Genomic DNA, 22,995 nt, shown 5'->3' with positions numbered 1-22,995 from the left:
CCTCAAGGTGGTCGAGTAGCCGGTGAGGAACGAGCCGGCGTATCGAGACCCGACCAGGTGTCGGGCCGACCCGCTGCCCGGGAGGTGGTCATCCACGCCCACTTCCAGACCACCACCACCGGCGTCCAGACCGTGCTCGGTCCCACCGGCCGCATCGAGCAAGGCCAACGCCTCGTCCTGCTCGACCAGGTCAAGGCCTGGTGCACCGACACCCACACCAAGGTCACGATCAAGCCGGTCATCGACCTCAACGCCGAGCTCTCCGCACCGGGCTACGAGATCCCCGCCCGGATCCGCGAACAGATCATTCTCCGCGACCGCACCTGCGTCTTCCCCTGGTGCGCCCGCCCAGCCCGCCGCGCGGACGTGGACCACATCGTCGAGTACGACCACCAGGCCGAAGCCGAAGGCCGACCACAGCCCGGCCCCACCACCACGTCCAACCTGGCCTGCCTGTGCCGGTTCCACCACCGCCTCAAGACCCACGCCGCCTGGACCTACACGATGGTCGCGCCCGGGATGTTCGAGTGGACCAGCCCCCACGGTCACCGCTACCTCCGCGACCGCACCGGCACGAGCCCGATCAACCCCGACGAGCCGCCGGACCCACACGCCCGACCATGACCCCGCCCCACACCCCGCCAGTCACCACGATGGCGGGGCCACTGGCACGTCCAGGGCGTTGCGCCTGGCCCTCATTGCGGCATGAGCGGACGCTTTGGGGAAGTTGTCCTCCGCCTTCTATCGAGGTCGCTGCTTGCTCTGCGCGGTCAGACCGCGGACGGGCCGCCGGGCCGCCCTTGGGAGGGGGACGGCCCGGCTGCTACCTCACCCACTGCGGGGCACGAGACGCGCCTATCGCTGGGTCAGAGGCGCTTCTCGCAGTCCCGCACCCGCTCGCCCTGACAGACGTCGCGCCCTTTCTTACCCTCCACGCTGTCGTTGCCCGGGCCGCCGACGAGGCGGTCATCGCCGTTCATCCCGGTGATGCCGTCGTTGCCCAGGCCGCCGATGAGGCGGTCATCGCCGGGGCTCCCATAGATGAGGTCGTTGCCCGGGCCGCCGTCGATCGTGGCCTCGTAGTTGGAGCACTCAGGCCTAATCCAAGGGTCTGCGCGAGTGCCTCTGTATTTGACCTCAGCGTAAAATACGTCCCGGCCCTTCTTTCCCTTGATCGTCGTTCGGCACGCGGCGACGGTGATGTAGTCCGTGCGGTCGGTGCCGATGACGACGGCGCGCTTCGCGGCCACGGTGAGGCTATTGAAGCCGCGGACGCGGACCGATTCCTCCACGCCTGCCTTGGTGGCCGTCACCCGGTGACCGCTCAGGTCGGCGCGCACCCGGTCGTGGCTATTCAGGTCGAGCAGTAGCGCGTTGTTCCCACCGTCGCCCTTGATCCGCGTCGCCTTTCCGCCCAGGCTGTTCGACTCGTAGAGGTCGTCGCCGCCGCTCAGCGCGATGTCGCGGTCATACGTCATCGGCGCGTTGACTATGACGCGCTCGGTGCGGTCGGTGCCGCGGAACGTGAACCGTCCGTACTCGGCCGACGTAGTGAAACCGAGCCGGGCGAACTGGCCCGTCCAGGTGAGCGCCGTATCGGCGCCCGTCACTGTGCCGCTGGCGTCCATGGTGACGTCGCCGTCGGCGGATCGGACGCTCAAGATGCCGAAGCCGCCCGGGCCCACGGACACCGCGCCCGGGGCGGTTTGGATGCCGCTCCACCTGACTTCGCCGATGCCGTTACTGCCGAGGTCGATGATGTCGGCGTTGGGCTGGCCTGCCATGCCGGAGATGACGAGGCCGCCGGTACCGCTGGAGCGGATGACGTCGGCCTCGGTGTCGGTGCCGTCGACCGTGCCCGCGTAGATCGTGGATCCGCCGCGCTCGGAGGGGATGAACGTGTCGGCCCCCGCCCCGAGGATGGCGAAGACGGAGTAGTAGCCGCCGCGAACGCCGGTCGCGCACACGAGGTCATCGCCGCCGAGCGCGTCGACACGGTCCGCGTCGTTCGTGACGATGACGTCCGCGCCCTCCGTTCCGGTGATCTGACCCCCGGGCGTCCCGACGATGGTCGCCGCCTGCCCCTGACATGTCTCGCCCGCTGCGGCGGCCGTGCTTATCGGCGCGAGCAGCGTCGCGCCGAGAAGCGCGACGGCGGTCAGACTGATGGTCCTCATGATTTCCCTTGTTCGTTGACGAACACGTATGACCACGCATCGGACCGAAAGGTTGTCACGACCTGCTGACTGGCGCCGACGTCCGCTCATCGGCATGTGCGGACTCCTGCCCGCACCACACGTGGACGTCAGGACAGGCGAGGGCCTGCGTGACCGACGAGGCAGCGCCAGCCGCCGGCTGCGCGCACCCAGACCTGGGTCATCGGCATCCGGAGCTCCTCGTTCTCGGTGTCGCCGGACAGCACGACGTCAGTCACCTCGGCATGGAGGACGGCGGTGTCGCCGACGACGACGACGCGCGGGTTGCCAAGGTCCTGCGAACGCCAGACGGTGTGGCCCGCCGTGTTGCGGGTGACGTACTCGGTTCGGTCCAGGACCTCGCCCAGGTGGGTGACCCACCGGAATCGCTCGTCGAGGAGGTCGAGCAGCGCAGCCGCATCACCCCTCGCGAGGGCAGCTGCTCGTGCCCGTGCTGCTTCGAGGACCTGTTCCTCATCGCCCACGCGTCCAGCGTGACACGGCGCCGCGGCCAATCGACGCAATGTGACCGCATCCGGTGGCCTGATCGGGGAGGGTATGGCTCCGGGCCACGACGGGAACCATGGCCCACACGGACGGGGGACAGTCTCAGGTGAACGCCGAGCTTCGCAGGGTGGGGGTCGCACTGGCCGGCACCACGCTGCTGGTGCTGGTCCTGGTCGACCTGCTCCTCCCGAGCGTGTCCCTGGCGGTTCTCTTCGCCCTGTCGCCGATGGTCGCCTGCGCGGTCCTGCCGCCGAGGCCCACCGCAGCGTTCGGCGTCGCTGCGCTCCTGGCTGCGGCGAGCTCGTACTGGTGGAACCACGACCAGAGCCTGGCGCAGCACGGCGTACGCGTCCTCTCCGTCGTCGCCTTCTCCACGACCGCCGCGGTCGTCGCCCACATCCGGGTCCGGCGCGAGCGCGAGCTCCAGCACGTGAGCCGGCTCGCCGAGGTCGCCCAGCGGGCCGTCCTACCGGTCCTGCCCGCCCACGCCCGTCGCGTCAACATCGCCGTGCGCTACCGCTCGGCCACGGCGGACGCCGTGATCGGCGGAGACCTCTACGACTGCTACCACTCCCGCACCCACACCCGCTTCCTCATCGGAGACGTCCGCGGCAAAGGACTCGGCGCCGTCGAGCAGGCCGCGCGGGTGATCCGGTCGTTCCGCCAGGCCGCCGCGTTCCAGCAGGAGCTCGACGACGTCGCCGACGACATGAACGCCTACCTGCTGCCGTTCTTCGACCCCGAGGAGTTCGTCACCGCGATCCTCCTCGACGTGACCGACTCCGGCCGCCCGCAGATCGTCGCCGCGGGTCATCCGCCCCCGCTGCTCATCCATCCCGACGGCTCCAGTGAGCTCGTCGAGGTCGACAACGACCTCCCGCTCGGCCTCGGGTTCGCCTACGAGCGGCACGACTTCACCTGGGAGCCCGGCGACCGGCTGCTGATCTACACCGACGGGCTCAGTGAGGCGCGTGACGCGCAGGGCGAGTTCCTCGACCTGCTCGACCTCGCACCGCACCTCGTCGGTCTCGACGTCGACGCCGCGGTCGACCGCCTCCTCGACCTGACGCGCGACCACGCCAGGGGCAGCACCGACGCCGCCGACGACCTGGCGGTGCTGCTGCTCGAGCACGCGGTCGACGAGCAGGACTACCGCCCCGAGGACGCCCAGCACGACTGGGGCAGCTCGCTTCCCCGTTGAGCCGCGTTCGCAACGACGACGGGGCCGCCGGCAGGGCACGTGGTCGTGCGTCCCGCCGGCGGCCCCGCCGCGAAGCTGGTGCTGCGTCAGCCGTTGACGGCGTTCTTGAACGCAGCAGCCGGCTTGAAGGCCGGCGCCTTGCTCGCGGCGATCTCCATGGTCTCGCCGGTCTGCGGGTTGCGGCCGGTGCGCGCCGAGCGCTCACGGGACTCGAACGTCCCGAAGCCGGGGACGGTGACCTTGTCGCCGCCGGCGACGGCGTTGGTGATGGAGGTGATGACGGCCTCGAGGGCCTTGTCGGCCTGGGCGTTGCTCAGCTCGGCGTGCGAGGCGATGGCGTCGCGCAGTTCAGTCTTGTTCACGTGGAGCTCCTGCTAGTAGGTGTGGACGGCCGCCATTCAACAGTGCCCACGGCAACGGGTGTAGAGCCACCCAACCCTGAAGGGTGAGGAACGTCGACGGCAGGCGTCGCGGCACCCGGTCCAGACATCCCCCTCAGGCAGGGTCACGAGGTGCCGATCGAGGACTAACGTGACCCCTGTTGCTCTCCAGCACACGGGGGCGGCCTGCGGGGGAGTCCCTGCGGTCCTTCCGTGGGGGTGGGGCCGCAGGGACCGTCGTGGGCCCGCCCCCGGCGGATCTCCGGGTGTCTGGAGCCGGCGTGCTGGGGCGGCGTTCAGCGCAGGCGCTTGACCGTGCCGACGAGGGCCGACCGGGCCCGCATCGGGAGCGCCGGACGCCGGAGCACCTCCCGCTCGACCGAGCGGGGCGTGTCGCCGTTGCGGATCGAGTAGCGCGGCTGGAGCCAACGGTCGGTGCGCGCCCAGCGGCGGTCGCTGGTCTGCACGGAGCGGTAGGCGAGGGGCTTCAACGCCTCGAGCACGCCCCGGTCGTAGCGGCCGAGCGGGAGCGCGGCGTCGTGCACCCGGCTGCCGGTGACCTCCTCCAGCACCTCACGTGAGGTGACCAGCTCCTCGTGGCGGCGCGCCGCGTCGAGCCCGCGCCACGGGCGGTGGGTCATGCCGTGGTTGCCGATCGTCATGCCGGCGTCGCGCAGGCGGCGTACGTCGTCGGAGCCCAGGCTTCCCGGCTGGTCCAGGCGACCGGCCACCACGAAGAACGTCGCGGTCAAGCCGCGCTCGAGCAGCGCCGGCAGCGCGATCTCCACGTCGGAGGAGTTGCCGTCGTCGAAGCTCAGCCGGACGTCGTCGCGGTCCACCACCCGGTCGAGGACGCCCAGGAAGGTGTCGCGACTGATCCAGTAGGAGTCCTCGCCCGGCTCGAGCACGCGTTGCGGTGTGCCGATGCCGTGGAAGCAGACGTTCACCACACGCATGCCGGAAAGGTAGGTGACCGGCAGGACGCCTGAGGTGGTCCCGGGACCGAGGCTCCCCAATTGGAGGTATGTGCCCCGTCGAGGCGGCGCTCGAGGTCGGCTGCTTCCTACGGTGAGGACCATGGGGGAGTCCGTGGGGGTGGACGAGCAGGTGCAGCTCGCGCCGATCACCGACGCCGACGTCGCCGACGTCGCCGAGTTCCTGCACCAGCACCTGAACAGCAGGCTGAGCGCTGCCCAGTGGGCGCGCAGCGCCGTGCCACCGTGGAGCGTCGACGCACCCAACCACGGCTTCCTGCTGCGGCAGGGCGACACGGTCATCGGCACCTATCTGGCCTTCTACTCCGAGCGCGAGGTCGACGGGCAGGCACGCCGGATCTGCAACCTGGCCGCCTGGTGCGTGCTCGACGAGCACCGCGCCCACGGCGTACGCCTCGCGCGGGCGATGCTGCGCCAGCGCGGCTACGACTTCGTGGACCTCTCGCCGAGCGGCAACGTCGTGGCCCTCAACGAGCGGCTCGGCTTCAGCCGGCTCGACACGTCGACCGCCCTCGTGCCCAACCTGCCGCTGCCCTCGAGGCGCGGCGTGCGCGTGCTGACGGCGCCGGCCCAGATCGAGGCGTCGCTCTCCGAGCGCGACCTCCGGGTCTACCGCGACCACCGGTCGGCGGCAGCCGCACTGCACTTCGTGGTCCGGGTGGGCGACGACACCTGCTACGTGATCGCGCGACGCGAGCGACGCAAGGGGCTGCCGCTCTTCGCCTCGCTGCTGCACGTCTCCGACCCGGCCGTGCTGGCGCGCGCCGGCCACGCGCCGTACCGCCACCTGCTGCTGCGGCACCGCGCGCTGGTCACCCTCGCCGAGAGACGGGTCGCGGGCCGACCGCCACGACTCTCGCGCCGGCAGGCCGCGCCGCGGCCCCGGATGTTCCGCGGTGACGGGCTGTCACCGCGGTCGGTCGACTACCTGTACAGCGAGCTCATGTGCGTGCCGTGGTGAGCGGCCCGCAGACCAAGGCACGACGATGACGAGGGGAACACGATGACGGAGAACCGTGGTGTCGCAGCGCGGCTGAGGCACGTCCTGGTGGACGCGCCGGGATCGGCCGGTGCACGCACGCGGGCCGCCCGCTGGGAGCTGGTCAAGCGGGCCTTCCCCGACCTGGCGAACATGTCGGTGCTCGACCTCGGCGGCACCGTCGAGTGGTGGCGCCGCGCGCCCGTGCAGCCGAAGGAGGTCACCGTGCTCAACCTCTTCGAGCCCGGCGACTCCGACGACCCGGCCATGGTGCCGGTCACCGGTGACGCGTGCCGCGCCCGCGAGGCGCTCGCCGCCGCCGGCGCGCCCGGGTCGTACGACGTCGTCTTCTCCAACTCGCTGCTGGAGCACGTCGGCGGGCACGCCCAGCGGGCCGCCCTGGCGCGCGAGGTGCACGCGCTGGCGCCCCGGCACTGGGTGCAGACGCCCTACCGCTACTTCCCGCTCGAGCCGCACTGGCTCTTCCCGGGCCTGCAGTTCATGCCGATGGCCGCCCGCGCCCGGCTGGCCGCGAAGTGGCCGCTGGCCCACAGCAGCCCGGACACGCGCGAGGACGCGATGTCCGAGGTGCAGTGGACCGAGCTGGTCGGCATCGCCGAGCTGAAGTCGTACTTCCCGGGCTCCACCATCCACCACGAGCGCGTGGCCGGTCTGACCAAGTCGCTCGTGGCGGTCGGTGGAGGAGCCCTCTGATCTGGCGGTGACTACGGGTTGACGGCCTCGCCGCTGTCCCAGACGTTGCCGGACCACTGGTTGCCGGCGGCGTTGCGGTCGAACGACGTCACCGGGCCGTAGACGCCGCACTTGCGGTTGGCGCCACGCTCGAAGACGTTGTTGGTGACCCGGACGTTCGTCGCCTCGTAGGGCTTCGAGCTCGACGCTCCGCCGTAGAGGCAGTAGGAGATCGAGGAGTTGTTGGCGCGGAACAGGTTGTTGTCGACGGTCACGTCGTCGATCGGGTCGAAGTCGCCGAAGAGCGACAGGTCACCGCTGCAACCGCCGTCCGTGCTGTTGAGGATCGACGTGCAGTGGAGCGTGTTGTGGCGCACCACCATCGTGTGACCACCGTTGGAGATGAACGCGTTGTTGTGGAAGCTGCCGCCGTCGGGGTTGTGCTGGTCGTGCAGCCAGGAATCGGTGACCTCGCAGTTGTTGTTGCACTGGAAGCTGTGCTGGCCACCGGTGACGTCGACCCGGGTGGCCTTGATGTTGTAGCCCCAGATGCCCGCGGTGGAGACGGCGCCGGCGCGCACGTCGGAGTCGGAGATGGTCACCGAGCTGTCGCCGTCGCCGTAGATGGACCACACGCCCGGGACGAGGGACTTCTCGATGACGACGCCCGTCGTCTGGATGACCAGCGCGTCCTGGCACTTGCTGAGCACGTCGGCGCCGGAGATGGTGCGGGCCGAGGTGATCGTGCACGGTCCGGTGTAGGGGGCGAGCGTGGTGCCGGCGGGGACGCCCGTGTTGTCCGGGCCCGGCCAGCCACCCGCGGGGGTGGGCGTCGGGGTCGGGGTGGGCGTCGGGTCCTGGGCGGAGCTCGGCTTGAAGCGGACGTCGACCCAGTAGTTGGTGTCACCGCGGGCCTCGCTGCCCGGGTAGGTCGGGCGGTCGGACACGCTGGTCCAGCCGTTGCGGTCGCCGGGCACGCGCAGCTGCGCGTTGGAGTGGCCCTTGGCGAAGCCGCCGGGCGTGGCGGCGTGGATGCCCTTGCCGCGGGTGTGCACGGACACGACGTAGACGTTGCCCTTGCTCAGCTTGACCTTCGAGCTGAACTTCACCGACTGCCAGCCGGTGCCCTGGACGGGGGCGATCGAGGTGCGCGCGAGCTTCTTGCCCTTGCGGGACCACAGCGTGGCGGAGCGCGGCGTCGCGGCCTTCCAGGCCTGCGCCTTGTAGTAGCGCACGCCGACGGCCTTGCCGTCGGTCTTGGGGGAGAAGCGCATCCCGACCTCGCGGGAGGGGCCGCGGCGTACGACGACGCCGGAGGGCTGGCCCTTGCCGAAGGCGCCGACGGTCGCCGCGGCGCGCTGGGGGTCGGCGGTCGGCGCGGCGGGGGCGGGTCCGGTCAGGACCACTGCGCCCAGGCCTGCGGCCAGGAGGGCCACCGGTGCGAGCCGGCGGAGACGGCGCGGGGAGCGCCGGGGAGTGTGCTGGGACGTGTGCTGCGGAGCGTGCGTGGGGGTGTGGCGCACGGGGGAGTGCATCAAGGAACCTCGCTGTCACCCGGGGGGTCGGGAACGGGGGTAGGGGAACGATACTGCGGTGGGGACGCAGTCCGGGGCATCCTCCACAAGCCGCCGTCGGCACCACAAGCCGGTGCAGGAACTTCCCCAAACGATGGCAGCAGGGGTGTCTACCGCACCACGGTCGCGGACCAGGCCTGCTCGACGAGCAGCTGCGGCTCGGCGTCAGCGGTGGTGTCGAGGGACCACACGTCGGTCACGCCGGGCTCGTCCTGGCGCGGCAGCCCGTAGAGCAGGGTGTCGTCGTCGAGCCACTCCACCTGGTCGTCGACGCCGCGCGGTCCCTGCTCCAGCAGGGTGCGCTCGCCGCTGGCGAGGTCCTGCACGGCGAGTTGCCACACGATCTTGCGGCCCGGGTCCACGTCGACCTTGAACGCCACGCGCGAGCCGTCCGGGGACAGCGCGGGGCACTCGGCGTCGGCGGAGACCGAGGTGAGCGTGCGGTCGGTCAGGTCGCCCTCGACCAGCCAGGTGCGGCCCCCGGTGGCCACGGTGGCGTAGAAGGTCCGGTCGTCGACGAAGGTCACGCCCCAGATGTTGCGGTCGGTGGGCCTGACCTCCTCGCCGTCGATGACGAGGTCGAACTTCTCCAGGTTGCCCCAGGTGGTGCTGCCGTCGAAGGAGTGGATCTCCGTCGCGGTGGAGAAGCCGGACGTCATGTAGGAGTGCCCCGACACGAACGAGGTCGTCCCGACGAGCGTGCCGTCGGGGGAGAGCCGGGTGCGGCTCGGGATCCCGGGCAGGGGCGAGGTGTCGACCTCCTGCCAGTCCGCGTCGTAGGAGTGCGCCTCGTACGTCGTCACGACGCCGCGGTCGATGGTCAGGCACGAGGCGCCGTCCGCCCGGGCGGCGACGCGGTCGCAGGACACCCCGGTGAAGGCCCGGGCGCCGCCGGGGTCGTCGAGCGGCACCATCGCGACCACGCCGACCTCGCGGTCGAGCCCGGTGTGCCGGAAGACGATGCGCGGCCCGTCCACGACGTCGGTGACCGGCGTCTGGGCGGCCTCGGGCTCGGCGCGGCGCTGCTCGCGCACCTCCCGGCCCTGGCTGAGGACGTACGCCGCGGCCGCGGCGACGAGCACTGCCACGATGCCGACGAACGCCAGCACCCGCGTGCGCGCACCCCAGTCCATGGGCGTCAGGCGGCGGTGGTCACGGCGCCGTCGAGACGGCCCACCCGGGTCGACGCGAGCAGGATCGCCAGCACCAGCAGCGCTGCCACCGACACCATCGCCGTCGCGGGGCCCAGCAGCAGCCACAGCAGGCCGAAGCCGGCCGAGGCGAGCATCCGGGCCAGGGCCACCACGGTCTGGGCGGCGGCGATGCCGCTCGAGCGTGCCTGCACGGGCACGAGCCTACCGGCGACGGCGGCGATCACGCCGTCCGTCGCGGCGTAGAAGGCGCCGAGCAGGACGAGGGTGCCGATGGTCGCGGCGGCCGTCGAGGTGGGCAGCACCGAGCAGAGGTAGGCGCCGACCAGCGCGACGTGCCCCAGGACCAGGATCCGGGCCCGCCCGACCCGGTCGGCCAGCCGGCCGACCGGCACGGCGAGCGCCAGGTAGGCGACGTTGGTGCCGACGTAGAAGAGCGGGAACCAGGTGACCGTGACGTCGGCGTGGTCGAGGAGCGCGAGGTAGATGAAGCCGTCGCCGACCGTCAGCAGGCCGAGCCCGGCGGCCACGGCCAGCAGCGGCCGGAGCCGGCGGTCGGTCAGGTCGCGCCAGCGGAACGGCGGCGGGGTCGGCCCGGTGTGCTCGCGCTTGACCCGCACGTCGGGGCCGAGCAGCCCGAGCAGCGCCACGCCCGCCAGGGCGAAGGCGAGGGAGACCACCATGACGACGGTGTAGTCGTCGGGCACCGCCCAGAGCAGCCCGAAGGCGATCAGCGGCCCGAGTGCGGCGCCGATCGTGTCGAGCATCCGGTGCACGCCGAAGGCCCGGCCGAGGTGCTCGGTCGGGGTGGAGGTGCTGATCATCGAGTCGCGCGGCGCGGTGCGGATGCCCTTGCCGATGCGGTCGGCCGTGACCACGGCTGCGATGCCGGCGGCGCCGGTCGCGAAGAGCAGGAAGACGCGGGCGATCGCGGACACGCCGTAGCCGAGGAACGCCACCCACTTCGGGCGGTCGGCCGCGTCGGCGAGCCAGCCGCCGCCGAGCCGGACGAGCGCGCTGACCCCCTGGTAGAGACCGTCGACGAGTCCGTACGCCACGGGCGTGAGGCCCACGACGGCCGTGAGGTAGAGCGGCAGGATCGCGGCGACCGACTCCGAGGAGATGTCGGTCAGCATGGAGACGACACCCAGCACGATCACCACACGACCGACGGGCGGCCTCGCGGCGCGGGCGGTGCCGGTCGCCTTCGCCTGGTCGGTGGCGGGGCGGTCGCGAACGGAGATGTACATCCGTCTCACTCGCTCCCGGTGTGCAGCGAGGCGATCACGGAGTAGCTGGTGCGGGTGCCCTGCCGCGTGACGGTGATCGTGACCACGCTGCGACCGCGCCGGAGCGCGGCGGCCTGCGAGCCGGCGGCCGTCTGCGGGGTCGCCTGCTCGAGGAGGCCGCGGCGCGCGAGGCGGGTGCGGTAGGCGAGCAGCACCTTCGCCGGTGCGAGCGAGGTGGAGCCGACGAGCGCCACCTGCAGGCGGTCGTCGGCGGGCGAGACGCTGCTGGTGTCCACCCGGGAGCCGGGGGCGGGCCGCAGCACGGTCGGGAAGCCCCCGACCAGCCGGCCACGGGCGCTCGCGGCCCGGGGCAGCGGCGCCGTCACGAGCGCCCGGTCGGTGTCGCCGAGCAGCTCGCCGAGGCTGTCGACGGTCGTCTCCGCGGCGACCGGGACCTCCAGCACCGTGCCCGACGGGTCGGAGCCCCCGCCGTTCTCCGGCGTCGGGCTGGACTCGCTGTCGGGATCCGCGGTCGTGCCCGACGAGGACTCCGAGGTCGCGCCGGCCTTCCCGGGCTTCCCGGACCTGCCGGCCTTGCCGGACTGGCCGGACTTGCCGGCCGCGCCGCCCGAACCCGACGAGGTCCCGTCGTCCGCCCCGCCGGACGGGGCGCCCGCGGCGGGGGAGTCCTCGGGCGCGGAGCCGTCCGCGCAGCCGCCGAGCAGCAGGACCGTGGCGACGCAGGTGGCCAGGACCAGCCGGGCCGGGCGGGCCTGCTCAGTAGGCACCGCGGTGCCCCAGCACGGCCCGGACGGTGCGGGCCAGGATCGACGCGTCGAGACGCAGCGACCAGTTGTCGACGTACTTGAGGTCGAGGCGCACCGACTCGGTCCAGGAGAGGTCCGAGCGGCCGGAGACCTGCCACAGCCCGGTGAGGCCGGGCTTGACGGCCAGCCGGCGGCGGGGGTCGACGTCGTAGTTCTCGACCTCGCCCGGCAGGGCCGGTCGGGGGCCCACCAGCGACATGTCACCGCGGACGACGTTCCACAGCTGCGGCAGCTCGTCGAGCGAGTAGCGGCGCAGCTTGCGGCCCAGCGGCGTCACCCGCGGGTCGCACTTGATCTTGAACATCACGCCGTCGAGCTCGTTGGAGAGCGTCAGGGTGTTGCGCTCCTCCTCCGCGGCCGTGCCCATCGTGCGCAGCTTGATCATGGTGAACAGCTCGCCGTTGCGGCCGACCCGCTCCTGCCGGAAGAGCGCCGGGCCGGGGCTCTGGCGCCGGATCATCACGCACAGCACCGCCAGCACCGGCAGGAAGGCCATCAGGGCGAGCAGGGCCAGGGTCCGCTCGACGGCGCCCTTGACGAGGCGCCGCGGGCTGTCCAGGGCGGCCGGGGCGACGTGCAGCACGTCGAGGCCGGCGGTGGAGATGACGCGGGCGCGCTGCGGCTCGACGTCGAGCAGGCCGGTGCCGAGGTAGATCTCGCTGCCGACCGAGGCGACCTCCCACTGCAGGCGGCGGAGCGCGACGGGTGCGGTGTGTCGGCCCGGGAGCACGACGAGGGCGTCGGCGCCTTCGGCGACCAGGGCGGGCACGGCCTCGGTCAGGCCCAGGTAGGTCGGGATGTCGAGGAACGGCAGGTTGCTGCGCCGGGTCAGGCAGACCGCGACGACGTCGTCCTTGTTGACGGTCCGCAGCTCGACCAGGGCGTCGCGGATGTCGCGGGGGTGACCCGCGAGCACGATCCGGGCCCGCGGCCGGCCGGCGACCAGCACGAACATGACGTGGGTCAGGACGAGAGCGATGACGAGCACCGACAGGGCGGCGGGGGCGGCCGCGCCTGTCGACAGGGGGGTGCCCGCCACCGCGGCAAGGAGGGCGATCGCGCCTGTCTTCGCGATGCGCAGCAGCGCTGCGGCCCGAGTGTCACCCAGCGTCGTACGCCGGTAGTGACCCACAGCGGCCAGCGCCAGCACCCAGCTGGTGGCCGCGAGAGGTGCGATCCAGATCGGGAGCCGGACCTGGAGGGCGAGGGTGACGGCGACGGCGGTCAGCGCCGCCCACTCCGTCCCCACGCGGAGCCGGGAGTCCCAGCCGGTGCGGCGGCGTGCGGGAGGTGCCTCGACCGCGGGCACGCGCTCGGTGCGCGGCCGCGGCACGGTGATGATGCGACTGCGTCGCGCCGGCGAGTCGGCCAACGCGTCCGTGATCGACGTCTGCACCGTGACTGCTTCGGTCATGTGATGCCCACCCCCATGTTGGCCCCAGCTGGCTCGTGCCTCCCCAGGCACCGCATGCAACGACCCTAGGAATTCGACCGCCCCGCGGCATGCCGTAAATGCGGCAAAGCCACGCAGGGCCGGGGTGCGGCCGGGCGCGATCACGCGCCCTGCCGCCACCCGATCTGGTTGGCCATCCCGACGGCGGCCAGCTGCGAGGAGACCTCGAGCTTGTTGAGGATCGACTTCACCTGCGTGCGCACGGTCGCCTCGGACACGACGCTGTCCTGGGAGATGGTGCGCACGGTGCGTCCGTCGATCAGGGCGCCGAGGACCTGCCGCTCGCGCGGCGTCAGCAGGTCGAGCCGGCGCCGGATGTCGTCGTGGGCCTGGCGGTCGCGTGCCCAGGCGTCGAGCAGCGACTCCAGCTCCTCGCGCCCGATCACCGGGAGGCCCTGGTGGAGCCGGCGCACGGTGGCCAGCGCCGACTGGAGCGCGCCGCTCTTGGGGAGCACCTTGCGCGCCCCGAGCCGCATGCAGCCGCCCCAGCGGCCGACGTCCTCCGACGCGGTCAGCACCACGACGTTGACGTGCGCGCGGGCGAGCGGGGCGATCAGGTTCATCCCGTCGCCGAACCGTCCGAGGTCGAGGTCGAGCATCACCGTGCGAGGGTTGGCCCGCAGGGCGAGCGAGCGCAGCGTCGCCATCGACCCGCCCTCGGTCGGCAGCTCGAGCCGACGCACGTCGTAGCCCTCCAGGGAGAGCGCCAGCTCGAGGGACTCGGCGAAGAGGACGTGGTCGTCGATGATCAGGACGCGGTGGTCAGCCCGAGCGGAGCCATGCATGGCTGTCCTCCAGGATGCCGGTCCCGACCTCGTCCTCGATCGAGCGTCGCGCTGCGGGCAGCGAGATGACGAAGGACGAGCCGACGCCCTGGTCCTCGGCCAGGCGCAGCGAGCCGCCGTCCTCGGTCATCAGGCGCTGGGCCAGGTGCAGGCCGATGCCCTCACCGGGCGACTCGGTGCCCTTGTGGCCCCACTCGAAGATCTCGGTGCGCCGGTCCTCGGGGATGCCGCAGCCGTTGTCGGTGACCCGGATGTCCACCGTCTCGTCGTCGCGCTCGACCACCTCGACCACGCTGCTCTCGCTGCCACCGTGGGTGACCGCGTTGTCCATGAGGATGTTGACCGTCTCGGCGAGCGCGTCGTAGCGGGCGCGCACCTTGGTGCCGTTGCTGCGGAACTCGACCCGGCGTCCCTTGAGGTGCTGCAGGTCGAGGATGTGGCCGAGCGCCTCGTCGAGGTCGATCTCGGCGGCCGGCTCGTCGCGCTTGCTGAGCAGCCGCTCCATGCGGTCGAGCTCGCGCCGCACGGAGGCCCACAGGTGCTCGCGGGTCTCGGCCGGGATGTCGGGGTTGTCCAGCAGGGCGGACCCGCTCACCAGGCCGGCGACCGTGCTCCGCAGCTCGTGGAGCTGCTCGCGCTGGTCGCGGGAGGCGGCGACCAGGACCTGGTCGACCTCCTCGGTGCGTCGCCGCTCGAGCGCAGTGGCCCGCCGGACGCCGACGAGGGCCCCCGTCACGAGCCCGACGCCGAGGACGGCGACGGCCAGCTGTGACGCCAGGCCGGCCACGTCACGCGACGAGCCGGCGCCGAAGGTGAGCAGTGACAGGAGCAGAGCCTGTCCCGCGACCAGGGCCGCGGCTGCGACCACCCACCTGGTCAGGACCTCGCTGCCGGCCCTCCCGGCGAGCCTGGTCCCACGGGGTCCCCCGCGCCCCGTGGCCAGCACCCCCGTCCGGCGGTGCGGTCCCCCGATGATCTCCCCACGCATGTGCTTCCCCCCATGTGATGACGCTGACTTCTTCGAGCTGTCGATCTGTGTCCGGTCCTGCTGCTGTCTCGTCCGAGTGGTGCGTCGCGAGGCAGTGGATGCCGGTTCGTGGGGGTGTTCATGGATTGTGGGTGCCTACCGAAAACGTGGCAAAAGCGGTCTGGTCCGCCGTCTTCAGGCCTCCCGAAGTCTTCGTCAAGGCTCTCTTGAGGCAGGGCCAAGCGGTCAGGCAGGGGTTTTCAAGACCGTCACGCTCACGGTGTGGTGACCGTCTCCCCAAAACGGTGCACATTGCTCGGCTGGAGGTCCCGGGTGGTGGCTCCACCCCTCAGGGTTGTGGGCATCGTCTTGCGCGAGGGAGAAGTGATGGGCGTATCGGGGCGCGACCGCGACGACGCGCTGACGCCGGCGAGCGTCGGTGCGCCGCCATGGGTCGTGTCGCCGCACCTGCTGGTGTCGCAGGCAGTCGGCGCCGCGCTGGGTGCCGAGGGCGTCCCCGTGGCCGTCCACGCGTGGGAGACCTTCGTCCACGAGGCGGGGATCGCCGCCTCGCAGGGATCTGCGCCCCACGTCGTGGTGATCCTGGACGCGCTCGACAGCCGTGGCGTCCGCGAGAAGATCACCCGCCTGCTCGACCTCGACGAGGCCCGGATCGCCGTGGTGACCGCCGGCCCTCCGGCCCCCTGGTGGGGCGGGCTCCTCGAGGGGGAGGCGGTCGAGGTGGTGTCGATGGCGACGTCGGTCCTCCAGCTCGCCCGGGTCGTCCAGCGCTTCGCCGCGGGCGAGCGCTTGATGGATCTTGAGAAACGGGCAGAAATGCGGGAGGCGTGGGCGAAGGCGCTTGACAGGCGGCAGCACCTCGTGCAACTCGTGCACACGCTCACGCCGCAGCAGCTCCGGGTCCTCGAGCTGCTCTCGTCGGGCCGTCGGGTGCGCGAGGTGGCCGAGCTCCTGGGGGTGACGAGCGGGACCGTGCGCAGCCACGTGAAGACGCTGCGCGGCAAGCTCGGCGCGAAGACCCAGCTCGAGGCGGTCGCCGTGCTGCGGCAGGTGCACGAGGTCGGTGACGGCGCGGATCTCGTGCCTCGCCCCCGGGCGGCACCGGCTGGCACCGAGGAGGCCTCGGCCCGTCGCTAGGCTGCGGCTCATGATCGATCCCACCTCTCTCGACGACCACGCCTTCGCCGTCTGGGCGGCCGAGCGCGCCGGCACGGTGCTCCTCGACGTACGAGCCCGGGCGGGGGAGGAGGGCCTGGAGGGCAAGGCGCTCAAGGACGCCGGCGACGCCGCCGCGCAGGCCGAGCTCGACCGCATCCTGACCGAGCACCGACCCGACGACAGCGTCCTCTCCGAGGAGGCGGCCGACGACAAGGTGCGGCTGACCGCCCGCCGGGTCTGGATCATCGACCCGCTCGACGGCACGCGCGAGTTCTCCGAGCCGCCGCGCGACGACTGGGCGGTCCACGTCGCGCTCTGGGAGGACGGCGACCTCGTCGCCGGCGCGGTCGCCCAGCCCGCGCTGGGGGAGACGTTCAACACCGGCCGGCCCGCCGTCGTGCCGCCGCGCACCTCCGACCGCCCGCGCATCGCGGTCTCGCGCAGCCGCCCGCCGGCCTTCGTCGAGGCCCTGGCCGCCGAGCTCGACGCCGAGCTGGTGCCGATGGGGAGCGCCGGTGTGAAGGTGATGAGCGTGGTGCGCAACATCGCCGACGCCTACGTCCACGCGGGCGGGCAGTACCAGTGGGACAACGCAGCCCCCGTCGCGGTCGCCCGCGCCGCCGGGCTGCACTGCAGCCGCGTCGACGGCTCCCCGCTGGTCTACAACGAGGACGACACCTCGCTCCCCGACCTGATCGTGTGCCGGCCCGAGCTGGCCGAGCAGATCATCGACTTCGTCCGTCGCCACGGGACGGAGTGACCATGACCTCCCTCGTCTCGCACACGACCGTCGACTGCCACAACGCCTACGAGCTCTCCGAGTGGTGGAAGCAGCTCCTGGGCTACGTCGACGTGGAGGGCGACCCCAACGAGCCCGGCCACGAGGAGTGCATGATCCTCGACCCGGACTCCGGGCACGCGATCCTCTTCATCGAGGTGCCCGACGCCGAGCTGCCCGCGAAGCGGATCCACTTCGACCTGCGCCCGCGGCAGGGCAGCCGCGACGCCGAGATCGAGCGGGTGCGCGGCCTGGGTGCGGTCGAGGTGGACGACCAGCGCGGCCAGTACGGCCCCGGCACCGGCTGGGTGGTCTTCGCCGACCCCGAGGGCAACCAGTTCTGCATCCTGCGCTTGCAGGCAGAGGTGGACGCGGGACCGCCGCCGCTCGAGCGCGACTGAGGCGGACCGGTCAGGGCAGCCGCTCCGGGTGCCGGTCGACGTACGACGCCACCGGCACCGGCCGGCGACGGTCGTAGCCCTCCGGCAGCCAGACGCTGCCGACCCGGGTCAGGTAGTAGACCTGCCAGGCGAGGTAGCCGCCGAGCTGGCGGGGGTCGCGCCGCATCACCTCGGCGTGGTGGGTGACGCCGCGGACGTAGGCCCACGAGTTGTTGTAGCGCCACAGCGCCGCACCCTTGTCGCGGGCGAAGCCATTGGCGCGCAGCAGCCGGCCGGCGGCCAGGATCGCGTCGTGCGCGTCGTCGATGTCGCCACCCGCGCCGTAGATGTCCCAGGTGGTCGGGATGAACTGCATCGGGCCCTGCGCGCCCGCGACGGACGTGCCGCGGATCCGGCCGAACTGCGTCTCGACCATGTTGATCGCGGCGAGGTACTCCCAGTCGACGCCGAAGCGGCGCTCGGCCTCGCGGTAGCTGCGCATCAGGGTGCGCTCCGACGCCGGCGGCACGATCCGCCAGGCCGGCAGCTCGTCGGCGAGGTCCCGGTCGGCCGTCGGGTGCATCGACCGGAACTCGCGCCGCGCCGCGACGTTGGCCCGCACCCACCGCCTGTTGCCGGGGGCGAGGTCGTCGAGGACCCGCGGCAGCCAGGACCTCCGGACCGCGACCTCGCGCACCGCCAGCTGGGCGGTGTGCCCGGCCGCGGCCAGCAGCTCGGGTGCCGGGTCGGTGGAGCGGACCACGCGCTGGGCGGCGGCGACCATCGCGGCCGCCTCGGCCGGTGTCGCCGGGCGGTGCGGGGTGCCCGCCAGGACTGGCTCGAGCTCAGCAGGTACGTCGCCGGGCGCTCGCGCGGCGGGCTCGGACACCACCGCGTCGGCGGGGCGCAGGTCGGCCTCGTCCGTGGAGGGCGTGCGCGCGCCGCCGCCGCAGGCTGTCACCGCGAGCAGCAGTGCGGCGAGCAGCGGCGTACGGGTCATGACGCCCACTGTCACACATCGGGGACAGGTCGCCAGATGCGTCCGGGCCCGCCCAGCACCCCCGGGGCCGGCCGGGGGGGGGGGGGGGAGGGGGGGGGAAGAAAACAGTGGGGTTTGAGACAAAAACCGGGGGCCCCCCTTATGGGTTGCCCCCCCGCTTGTGGGGGGGCGCGCGGGGGGTTCGGGGCCCTCCCCCCCCGTTCAACCCTCGGGGCCGTGGGCCCCTGTGGGGGCCGCCCGCCCTCCCCCGGCCCGCGCGGCCCGGACGGGGTGTCGATCAGGTGTCGATCAGAAGACGGTGGTCTTCCAGACGAAGCCGTTGGCCTCGTAGCGGGAGTCACCCTTGACGATGAAGCTCCAGTACCAGGTGCCGCCGCGCTTGGGCAGCGCGATCTTGTACTTGCCGTTGGACTTGGTCTTGATCGTCTTGTACTTCTTGAAGCCCTTGTTCTGCTTCTTGCTGACCTGGATGACGATCTTCTTCTTGCCGTAGTCGGGCGTGACCTTGCCCTTGATCACGAAGCCCGAGCTCGGGTAGGTGATCTTGCGGGCCACGCTCACCGTGAAGGCGGCCGACTCGCTGGGCGCGTAGGTGTCCTCGCTGGTCGAGGTCGCGGTGTAGCCGCTGTAGACGACCTTGTAGGTCGTGGTGGCCTGCGGCTTGACGTCGAAGAAGGTGGACGACGCGCTGGTGCCGGTGGAGACCGGGACCCAAGCGGCCGAGCCGGCCTCCATGGCGTAGAGGGTGCTGGTGCCCCTGGACGCGCTGAAGCCGTCGGAGGCGTCGACGTCGACGCTGACGTAGAGGTCCTCGCCGTAGACGAGCTCGGTCTCGCTGGGCGTGGCAGCGGTCGTGGTGGTCAGGTTGTCGGTGGCGTGGCTGGGCGCGGCGACGGCGATCGGCGCGAGGCCGAGCAGTCCGGCGGTGACCGAACCGGCGACGAGACGAGTGATGCGCATGTTCCCCGTTGTTCCTCTCGGTGGAAGTTCTGGTGCGACCTGCACCTGGGCACGGGTCGCTGACGGTGGTGCTACCCCTGTGACGCCCGGGACAAACCCGAAGTTGTCCCCGGGTCGGGCCCCTCGTCCCACTCGCGCCGCTGTCGGGCACCACCCGTAGACTTTCACGATCCCCCCTTCGCCCGTCGAACGGGGGTCGTTCGCGTGCTCTCGAAGGGATCCCCGGTGTCGTCCACGCCACTCCTCGCCCTCGCCCACCGTGTCGTCTCCGCGCCCACCCTCGGCGGCGCGCTCGCCGACGCCGCGGTGCAGTCCACCCTCGACCTGACCGGCCCCGGTGCGGTCCGGCCGGTCGTGGTGCACGGCCTGGTCGAGCGGGGCCGCACGGTGCTCGCGGTCACCGCGACCTCGCGGGAGGCCGAGGACCTCGTCGAGGAGCTCGCCGACCTCGTCGACCCGGACACCGTCGCCTACTACCCGAGCTGGGAGACGCTCCCGCACGAGCGGCTGAGCCCGCGCAGCGACACGGTCGGGCGGCGGCTGGCGGTGCTGCGCCGGCTGCGCCACCCCGGCACCGACGCGGCCAACGGCCCGCTCAAGGTGGTCGTCGCCCCGATCCGCAGCCTGCTCCAGCCGCAGGTGCCCGGCCTCGCCGACATCGAGCTGGTCGAGCTGGCGCCCGGTGACACCCGACAGCTGGACGACGTGGTGCGCGGCCTCGCCGACGCGGCGTACTCACGCGTCGACATGGTCGAGCGGCGCGGCGAGTTCGCGGTGCGCGGCGGCATCGTCGACGTCTTCCCGCCGACCGAGGAGCACCCGCTGCGCGTGGAGTTCTGGGGCGACGACGTGGAGGAGATCCGTGCCTTCGCCGTGGCCGACCAGCGCACGCTGGAGACGGTGGACCGGCTGTGGGCGCCGCCGTGCCGCGAGCTGCTGCTCACCGACGACGTACGCCGTCGCGCGGCCGAGCTCGGCCAGGCGCACCCCCAGCTGCTCGAGCTCACCGACAAGATGGCCGCCGGCATCGCCGTGGAGGGCATGGAGTCGCTCGCGCCCGTGCTGGTCGACGGGATGGAGCTGCTCGTCGACCTGATGCCCGCCGACACGACCGTGCTGGTCCTCGACCCCGAGCGCGCCCGCACCCGCGCGCACGACCTGGTCGCCACGAGCGAGGAGTTCCTCAGCGCCTCGTGGGCCGCGGCCGCTGGCGGTGGCACCGCGCCGATCGACCTGGGCGCCGCGTCCTACCGCGAGATCGCCGACGTCCGGCTGCACGCGCTCGGCCTGGGCCACGCCTGGTGGTCGGTCAGCCCCTTCGGGATCGACGTCGACGACGAGTCGCGCACCCTCCCGATCAACCCCGCCGAGGCCTACCGCGGCGACCTCCAGAAGGCCGTCGACGACATCCGCGGCTGGGTGACCGACGGCGTAGAGGTGGCGGTCGTGCACGCCGGCCACGGCCCGGCCCAGCGCTTCGTCGAGCTGCTCGGCGAGAACGACATCGCGGCCCGGCTCGTCGAGGAGGGCGACACCGCCGGCCCCAACGTCGTCACCGTCACCTGCGGCCACCTCGTCCACGGCCTGGTCGACGAGGAGGCCGGGGTCGCGATCGTCACCGGCGACGACCTGTCGGGCCAGAAGGCCTCGACGCGCGACATGCGCCGGATGCCGACCCGCCGCAAGCGGCAGATCGACCCGCTCGAGCTCAAGGCCGGCGACTACGTCGTCCACGAGCAGCACGGCGTGGGCCGCTTCGTGGAGATGAAGCAGCGCGAGATCGGCGGTGCGGTGCGCGAGTACCTCGTCCTCGAGTACGGCGCGAGCAAGCGCGGCGGGCCCAACGACATGCTCTACGTCCCGGCCGACACCCTCGACCAGGTCACCCGCTACGTCGGCGGCGAGAACCCGAGCCTCGACCGGCTCGGCGGCGGCGACTGGACCAAGCGCAAGAACAAGGCGCGGCGCGCGGTCCGCGAGATCGCGGCCGAGCTGATCAAACTCTACGCCGCCCGGCAGGCCACCCAGGGCCACGCCTACGGTCCCGACACCCCGTGGCAGCGCGAGCTCGAGGACGCCTTCCCGTTCACCGAGACGGTGGACCAGCTCACGACGGTCGACGAGGTGAAGGCCGACATGCGCAGCGTCGTGCCGATGGACCGACTCGTGTGCGGCGACGTCGGCTACGGCAAGACCGAGATCGCGGTGCGGGCGGCGTTCAAGGCGGTGCAGGACGGCAAGCAGGTGGCCGTCCTCGTGCCGACCACCCTGCTCGTCACCCAGCACATGTCGACCTTCTCCGAGCGGATGTCGGGCTTCCCGGTCGTGATCAAGGGGCTGTCCCGCTTCCAGACCGACAAGGAGGCCAAGGAGGTCATCGCCGGACTCACCGACGGCTCGGTCGACATCGTGGTCGGCACCCACCGCCTGCTCAACCCCGACATCAAGATGAAGGACCTCGGCCTGATCATCGTCGACGAGGAGCAGCGCTTCGGCGTCGAGCACAAGGAGCAGATGAAGCGGATGCGCACGTCGGTCGACGTGCTCTCGATGAGCGCGACGCCGATCCCGCGGACGCTCGAGATGGCGGTGACCGGCATTCGCGAGATGTCGACGATCACCACTCCGCCGGAGGAGCGGCACCCGGTCCTCACCTACGTCGGCGCCTACGAGGACCGCCAGGTCGTCGCCGCCGTGCGCCGCGAGCTGCTGCGCGAGGGCCAGGTCTTCTACATCCACAACCGGGTGCAGTCGATCGAGAAGGCGGCCGCGCGGATCCGCGAGCTCGTGCCCGAGGCGCGGGTCGCCACCGCCCACGGCCAGATGGGCGAGCACGCGCTCGAGCAGGTCATGCTCGACTTCTGGGAGAAGCGCTTCGACGTGCTGGTCTGCACCACGATCGTGGAGAGCGGCCTCGACGTCTCCAACGCCAACACCATGATCATCGAGCGCTCCGACACCCTCGGCCTCTCCCAGCTCCACCAGCTGCGGGGCCGCGTCGGCCGCTCCCGCGAGCGCGCCTACGCCTACTTCCTCTACCCGGCGGAGAAGCCGCTCACCGAGACCGCGCACGAGCGGCTCGCCACCCTGGCCCAGCACTCCGACCTCGGCGGGGGCATGGCGATCGCGATGAAGGACCTCGAGATCCGCGGCGCCGGCAACCTGCTCGGCGGCGAGCAGTCGGGCCACATCGCCGACGTCGGCTTCGACCTCTACGTCCGGCTCGTCGGCGAGGCGGTCGCGGACTTCAAGGGCGGCACCGAGGAGGAGCTCGCCGAGGTCCGGATCGAGCTGCCCGTCGACGCCCACCTGCCCCACGACTACATCCCGAGCGAGCGACTGCGCCTGGAGATCTACAAGCGCCTCGCCGAGGTGCGCGTCGACGGTGACGTCGACGAGATCCGCGAGGAGCTCCTCGACCGCTACGGCGCGCCGCCGGAGGTGGTGGAGTCGCTGCTGTTCGTCGCCCGCTTCCGGGCGCGGTGCCGCCAGGCGGGGGTCCGTGAGGTGACGGTGGCCGGCAAGTACGTCCGTTTCGCGCCGGTCGACCTGCCCGACTCCCGCGTCGTACGCCTCCAGCGGCTGCATCCCCGCAGCGTGGTCAAGGCCCCTGTCAGTACGATCCTCGTGCCGCGGCCGCAGACGGCCGGGTTCCCCGTGCAGCCGGTGGGCGGGGTGGCTTTGCTTGAATGGGCGCGCGGTGTGATCGACGAGGTGATCGACCCGCCTGCGCCACCGTCCGCACCGACCAAGGAGTAGCTC

General features: G+C 72.1%; 21 protein-coding genes. 8 read left to right on the top strand and 13 right to left on the bottom strand.

The window, feature by feature from the left end; all coding sequences use genetic code 11:
* The coding region (locus ACE3QY_RS22300) for an HNH endonuclease signature motif containing protein (RefSeq protein WP_374458266.1) at window positions 1-624 on the top strand (624 nt) is incomplete at its 5' end.
* A 242-nt stretch (window positions 625-866) separates the two neighbouring features.
* Here ACE3QY_RS22300 and ACE3QY_RS22295 read toward each other — a convergent pair.
* A complete protein-coding gene (locus tag ACE3QY_RS22295) occupies window positions 867-2,177 on the bottom strand; it encodes a hypothetical protein (protein WP_374458265.1) in 1,311 nt (436 codons plus the stop codon).
* 128 nt (window positions 2,178-2,305) lie between these two features.
* Entirely contained in the window at window positions 2,306-2,680 is a 375-nt protein-coding gene (locus ACE3QY_RS22290) for a nuclear transport factor 2 family protein (protein ID WP_374458264.1), read from the bottom strand.
* 149 nt (window positions 2,681-2,829) lie between these two features.
* Between ACE3QY_RS22290 and ACE3QY_RS22285 the strand changes: the two genes are divergently transcribed.
* Window positions 2,830-3,903 (top strand): PP2C family protein-serine/threonine phosphatase, encoded by a 1,074-nt coding sequence (locus ACE3QY_RS22285; RefSeq protein WP_374458263.1) that lies wholly within the window; start codon window positions 2,830-2,832, stop codon window positions 3,901-3,903.
* Between the two features lie 86 nt (window positions 3,904-3,989).
* Here the strand turns inward: ACE3QY_RS22285 and ACE3QY_RS22280 are convergent, their stop codons facing one another.
* Window positions 3,990-4,265, bottom strand: a complete 276-nt coding sequence (locus ACE3QY_RS22280; RefSeq protein ID WP_268111218.1) for an HU family DNA-binding protein — start codon at window positions 4,263-4,265, stop codon at window positions 3,990-3,992.
* 314 nt (window positions 4,266-4,579) lie between these two features.
* Window positions 4,580-5,239 carry a polysaccharide deacetylase family protein gene (locus ACE3QY_RS22275; RefSeq protein WP_374458262.1) on the bottom strand — a complete coding sequence of 220 codons (660 nt, stop codon included), beginning with the start codon at window positions 5,237-5,239 and terminating at the stop codon, window positions 4,580-4,582.
* 121 nt (window positions 5,240-5,360) lie between these two features.
* Here ACE3QY_RS22275 and ACE3QY_RS22270 point away from each other — a divergent pair, with 121 nt between their 5' ends.
* Window positions 5,361-6,239, top strand: coding sequence for a hypothetical protein (locus ACE3QY_RS22270; RefSeq protein ID WP_374458261.1), 879 nt, complete (start codon window positions 5,361-5,363; stop codon window positions 6,237-6,239).
* Between the two features lie 42 nt (window positions 6,240-6,281).
* Window positions 6,282-6,971, top strand: a complete 690-nt coding sequence (locus ACE3QY_RS22265; protein ID WP_374458260.1) for a hypothetical protein — start codon at window positions 6,282-6,284, stop codon at window positions 6,969-6,971.
* An 11-nt stretch (window positions 6,972-6,982) separates the two neighbouring features.
* Here ACE3QY_RS22265 and ACE3QY_RS22260 read toward each other — a convergent pair whose 3' ends face one another.
* The 7 genes from ACE3QY_RS22260 to ACE3QY_RS22230 form a co-directional block, all read right to left on the bottom strand.
* Window positions 6,983-8,485 (bottom strand): DUF4082 domain-containing protein, encoded by a 1,503-nt coding sequence (locus ACE3QY_RS22260; protein ID WP_374458259.1) that lies wholly within the window; start codon window positions 8,483-8,485, stop codon window positions 6,983-6,985.
* Between the two features lie 149 nt (window positions 8,486-8,634).
* On the bottom strand, window positions 8,635-9,657 hold the full coding sequence (locus ACE3QY_RS22255; protein WP_374458258.1) for a hypothetical protein: 1,023 nt from the start codon (window positions 9,655-9,657) through the stop codon (window positions 8,635-8,637).
* 5 nt (window positions 9,658-9,662) lie between these two features.
* The gene (locus ACE3QY_RS22250) at window positions 9,663-10,925 is read right to left on the bottom strand and encodes an MFS transporter (protein ID WP_374458257.1); all 1,263 of its coding nucleotides are present in this window, start codon (window positions 10,923-10,925) and stop codon (window positions 9,663-9,665) included.
* A 5-nt stretch (window positions 10,926-10,930) separates the two neighbouring features.
* On the bottom strand, window positions 10,931-11,692 hold the full coding sequence (locus tag ACE3QY_RS22245) for a hypothetical protein (protein ID WP_374458256.1): 762 nt from the start codon (window positions 11,690-11,692) through the stop codon (window positions 10,931-10,933).
* Window positions 11,682-13,145, bottom strand: coding sequence for an exopolysaccharide biosynthesis polyprenyl glycosylphosphotransferase (locus tag ACE3QY_RS22240; protein WP_374458255.1), 1,464 nt, complete (start codon window positions 13,143-13,145; stop codon window positions 11,682-11,684). The genes ACE3QY_RS22245 and ACE3QY_RS22240 overlap by 11 nt, the downstream gene beginning before the upstream one ends.
* 140 nt (window positions 13,146-13,285) lie before the next feature.
* Window positions 13,286-13,969, bottom strand: coding sequence for a LuxR C-terminal-related transcriptional regulator (locus ACE3QY_RS22235; RefSeq protein ID WP_374458254.1), 684 nt, complete (start codon window positions 13,967-13,969; stop codon window positions 13,286-13,288).
* A complete protein-coding gene (locus ACE3QY_RS22230; protein WP_374458253.1) occupies window positions 13,947-14,957 on the bottom strand; it encodes a sensor histidine kinase in 1,011 nt (336 codons plus the stop codon). Before ACE3QY_RS22230 ends, ACE3QY_RS22235 begins: the two co-directional genes overlap by 23 nt.
* 366 nt (window positions 14,958-15,323) lie before the next feature.
* On the opposite strand from ACE3QY_RS22230, the gene ACE3QY_RS22225 reads away from it, so the two are divergent.
* The 3 genes from ACE3QY_RS22225 to ACE3QY_RS22215 are packed head-to-tail and all read left to right on the top strand — an operon-like array spanning window position 15,324 to window position 17,294.
* Window positions 15,324-16,094: a response regulator transcription factor gene (locus ACE3QY_RS22225; protein WP_374458252.1), complete on the top strand. Its 771-nt coding sequence runs from the start codon at window positions 15,324-15,326 to the stop codon at window positions 16,092-16,094.
* 10 nt (window positions 16,095-16,104) lie between these two features.
* A complete protein-coding gene (locus tag ACE3QY_RS22220; protein ID WP_374458251.1) occupies window positions 16,105-16,875 on the top strand; it encodes a 3'(2'),5'-bisphosphate nucleotidase CysQ in 771 nt (256 codons plus the stop codon).
* A 2-nt stretch (window positions 16,876-16,877) separates the two neighbouring features.
* On the top strand, window positions 16,878-17,294 hold the full coding sequence (locus ACE3QY_RS22215; protein ID WP_374458250.1) for a VOC family protein: 417 nt from the start codon (window positions 16,878-16,880) through the stop codon (window positions 17,292-17,294).
* A 10-nt stretch (window positions 17,295-17,304) separates the two neighbouring features.
* Here the strand turns inward: ACE3QY_RS22215 and ACE3QY_RS22210 are convergent, their stop codons facing one another.
* Together ACE3QY_RS22210 and ACE3QY_RS22205 are read right to left on the bottom strand one after the other, a co-directional pair.
* Window positions 17,305-18,273: a hypothetical protein gene (locus ACE3QY_RS22210; protein ID WP_374458249.1), complete on the bottom strand. Its 969-nt coding sequence runs from the start codon at window positions 18,271-18,273 to the stop codon at window positions 17,305-17,307.
* Window positions 18,274-18,561: 288 nt separating this feature from the next.
* Window positions 18,562-19,233 (bottom strand): hypothetical protein, encoded by a 672-nt coding sequence (locus tag ACE3QY_RS22205; protein ID WP_374458248.1) that lies wholly within the window; start codon window positions 19,231-19,233, stop codon window positions 18,562-18,564.
* Between the two features lie 225 nt (window positions 19,234-19,458).
* On the opposite strand from ACE3QY_RS22205, the gene mfd reads away from it, so the two are divergent.
* Window positions 19,459-22,992: a transcription-repair coupling factor gene (gene mfd, locus ACE3QY_RS22200; protein ID WP_374458247.1), complete on the top strand. Its 3,534-nt coding sequence runs from the start codon at window positions 19,459-19,461 to the stop codon at window positions 22,990-22,992.
* The last annotated feature ends 3 nt before the right edge of the window (window positions 22,993-22,995 follow it).

This window comes from Nocardioides sp. (assembly GCF_041913365.1).
Classification (GTDB): domain Bacteria; phylum Actinomycetota; class Actinomycetes; order Propionibacteriales; family Nocardioidaceae; genus Nocardioides.
The sequence above is the reverse complement of the archived record's forward strand: the minus strand, read 5'-3'. Positions and strand labels throughout refer to the sequence as shown.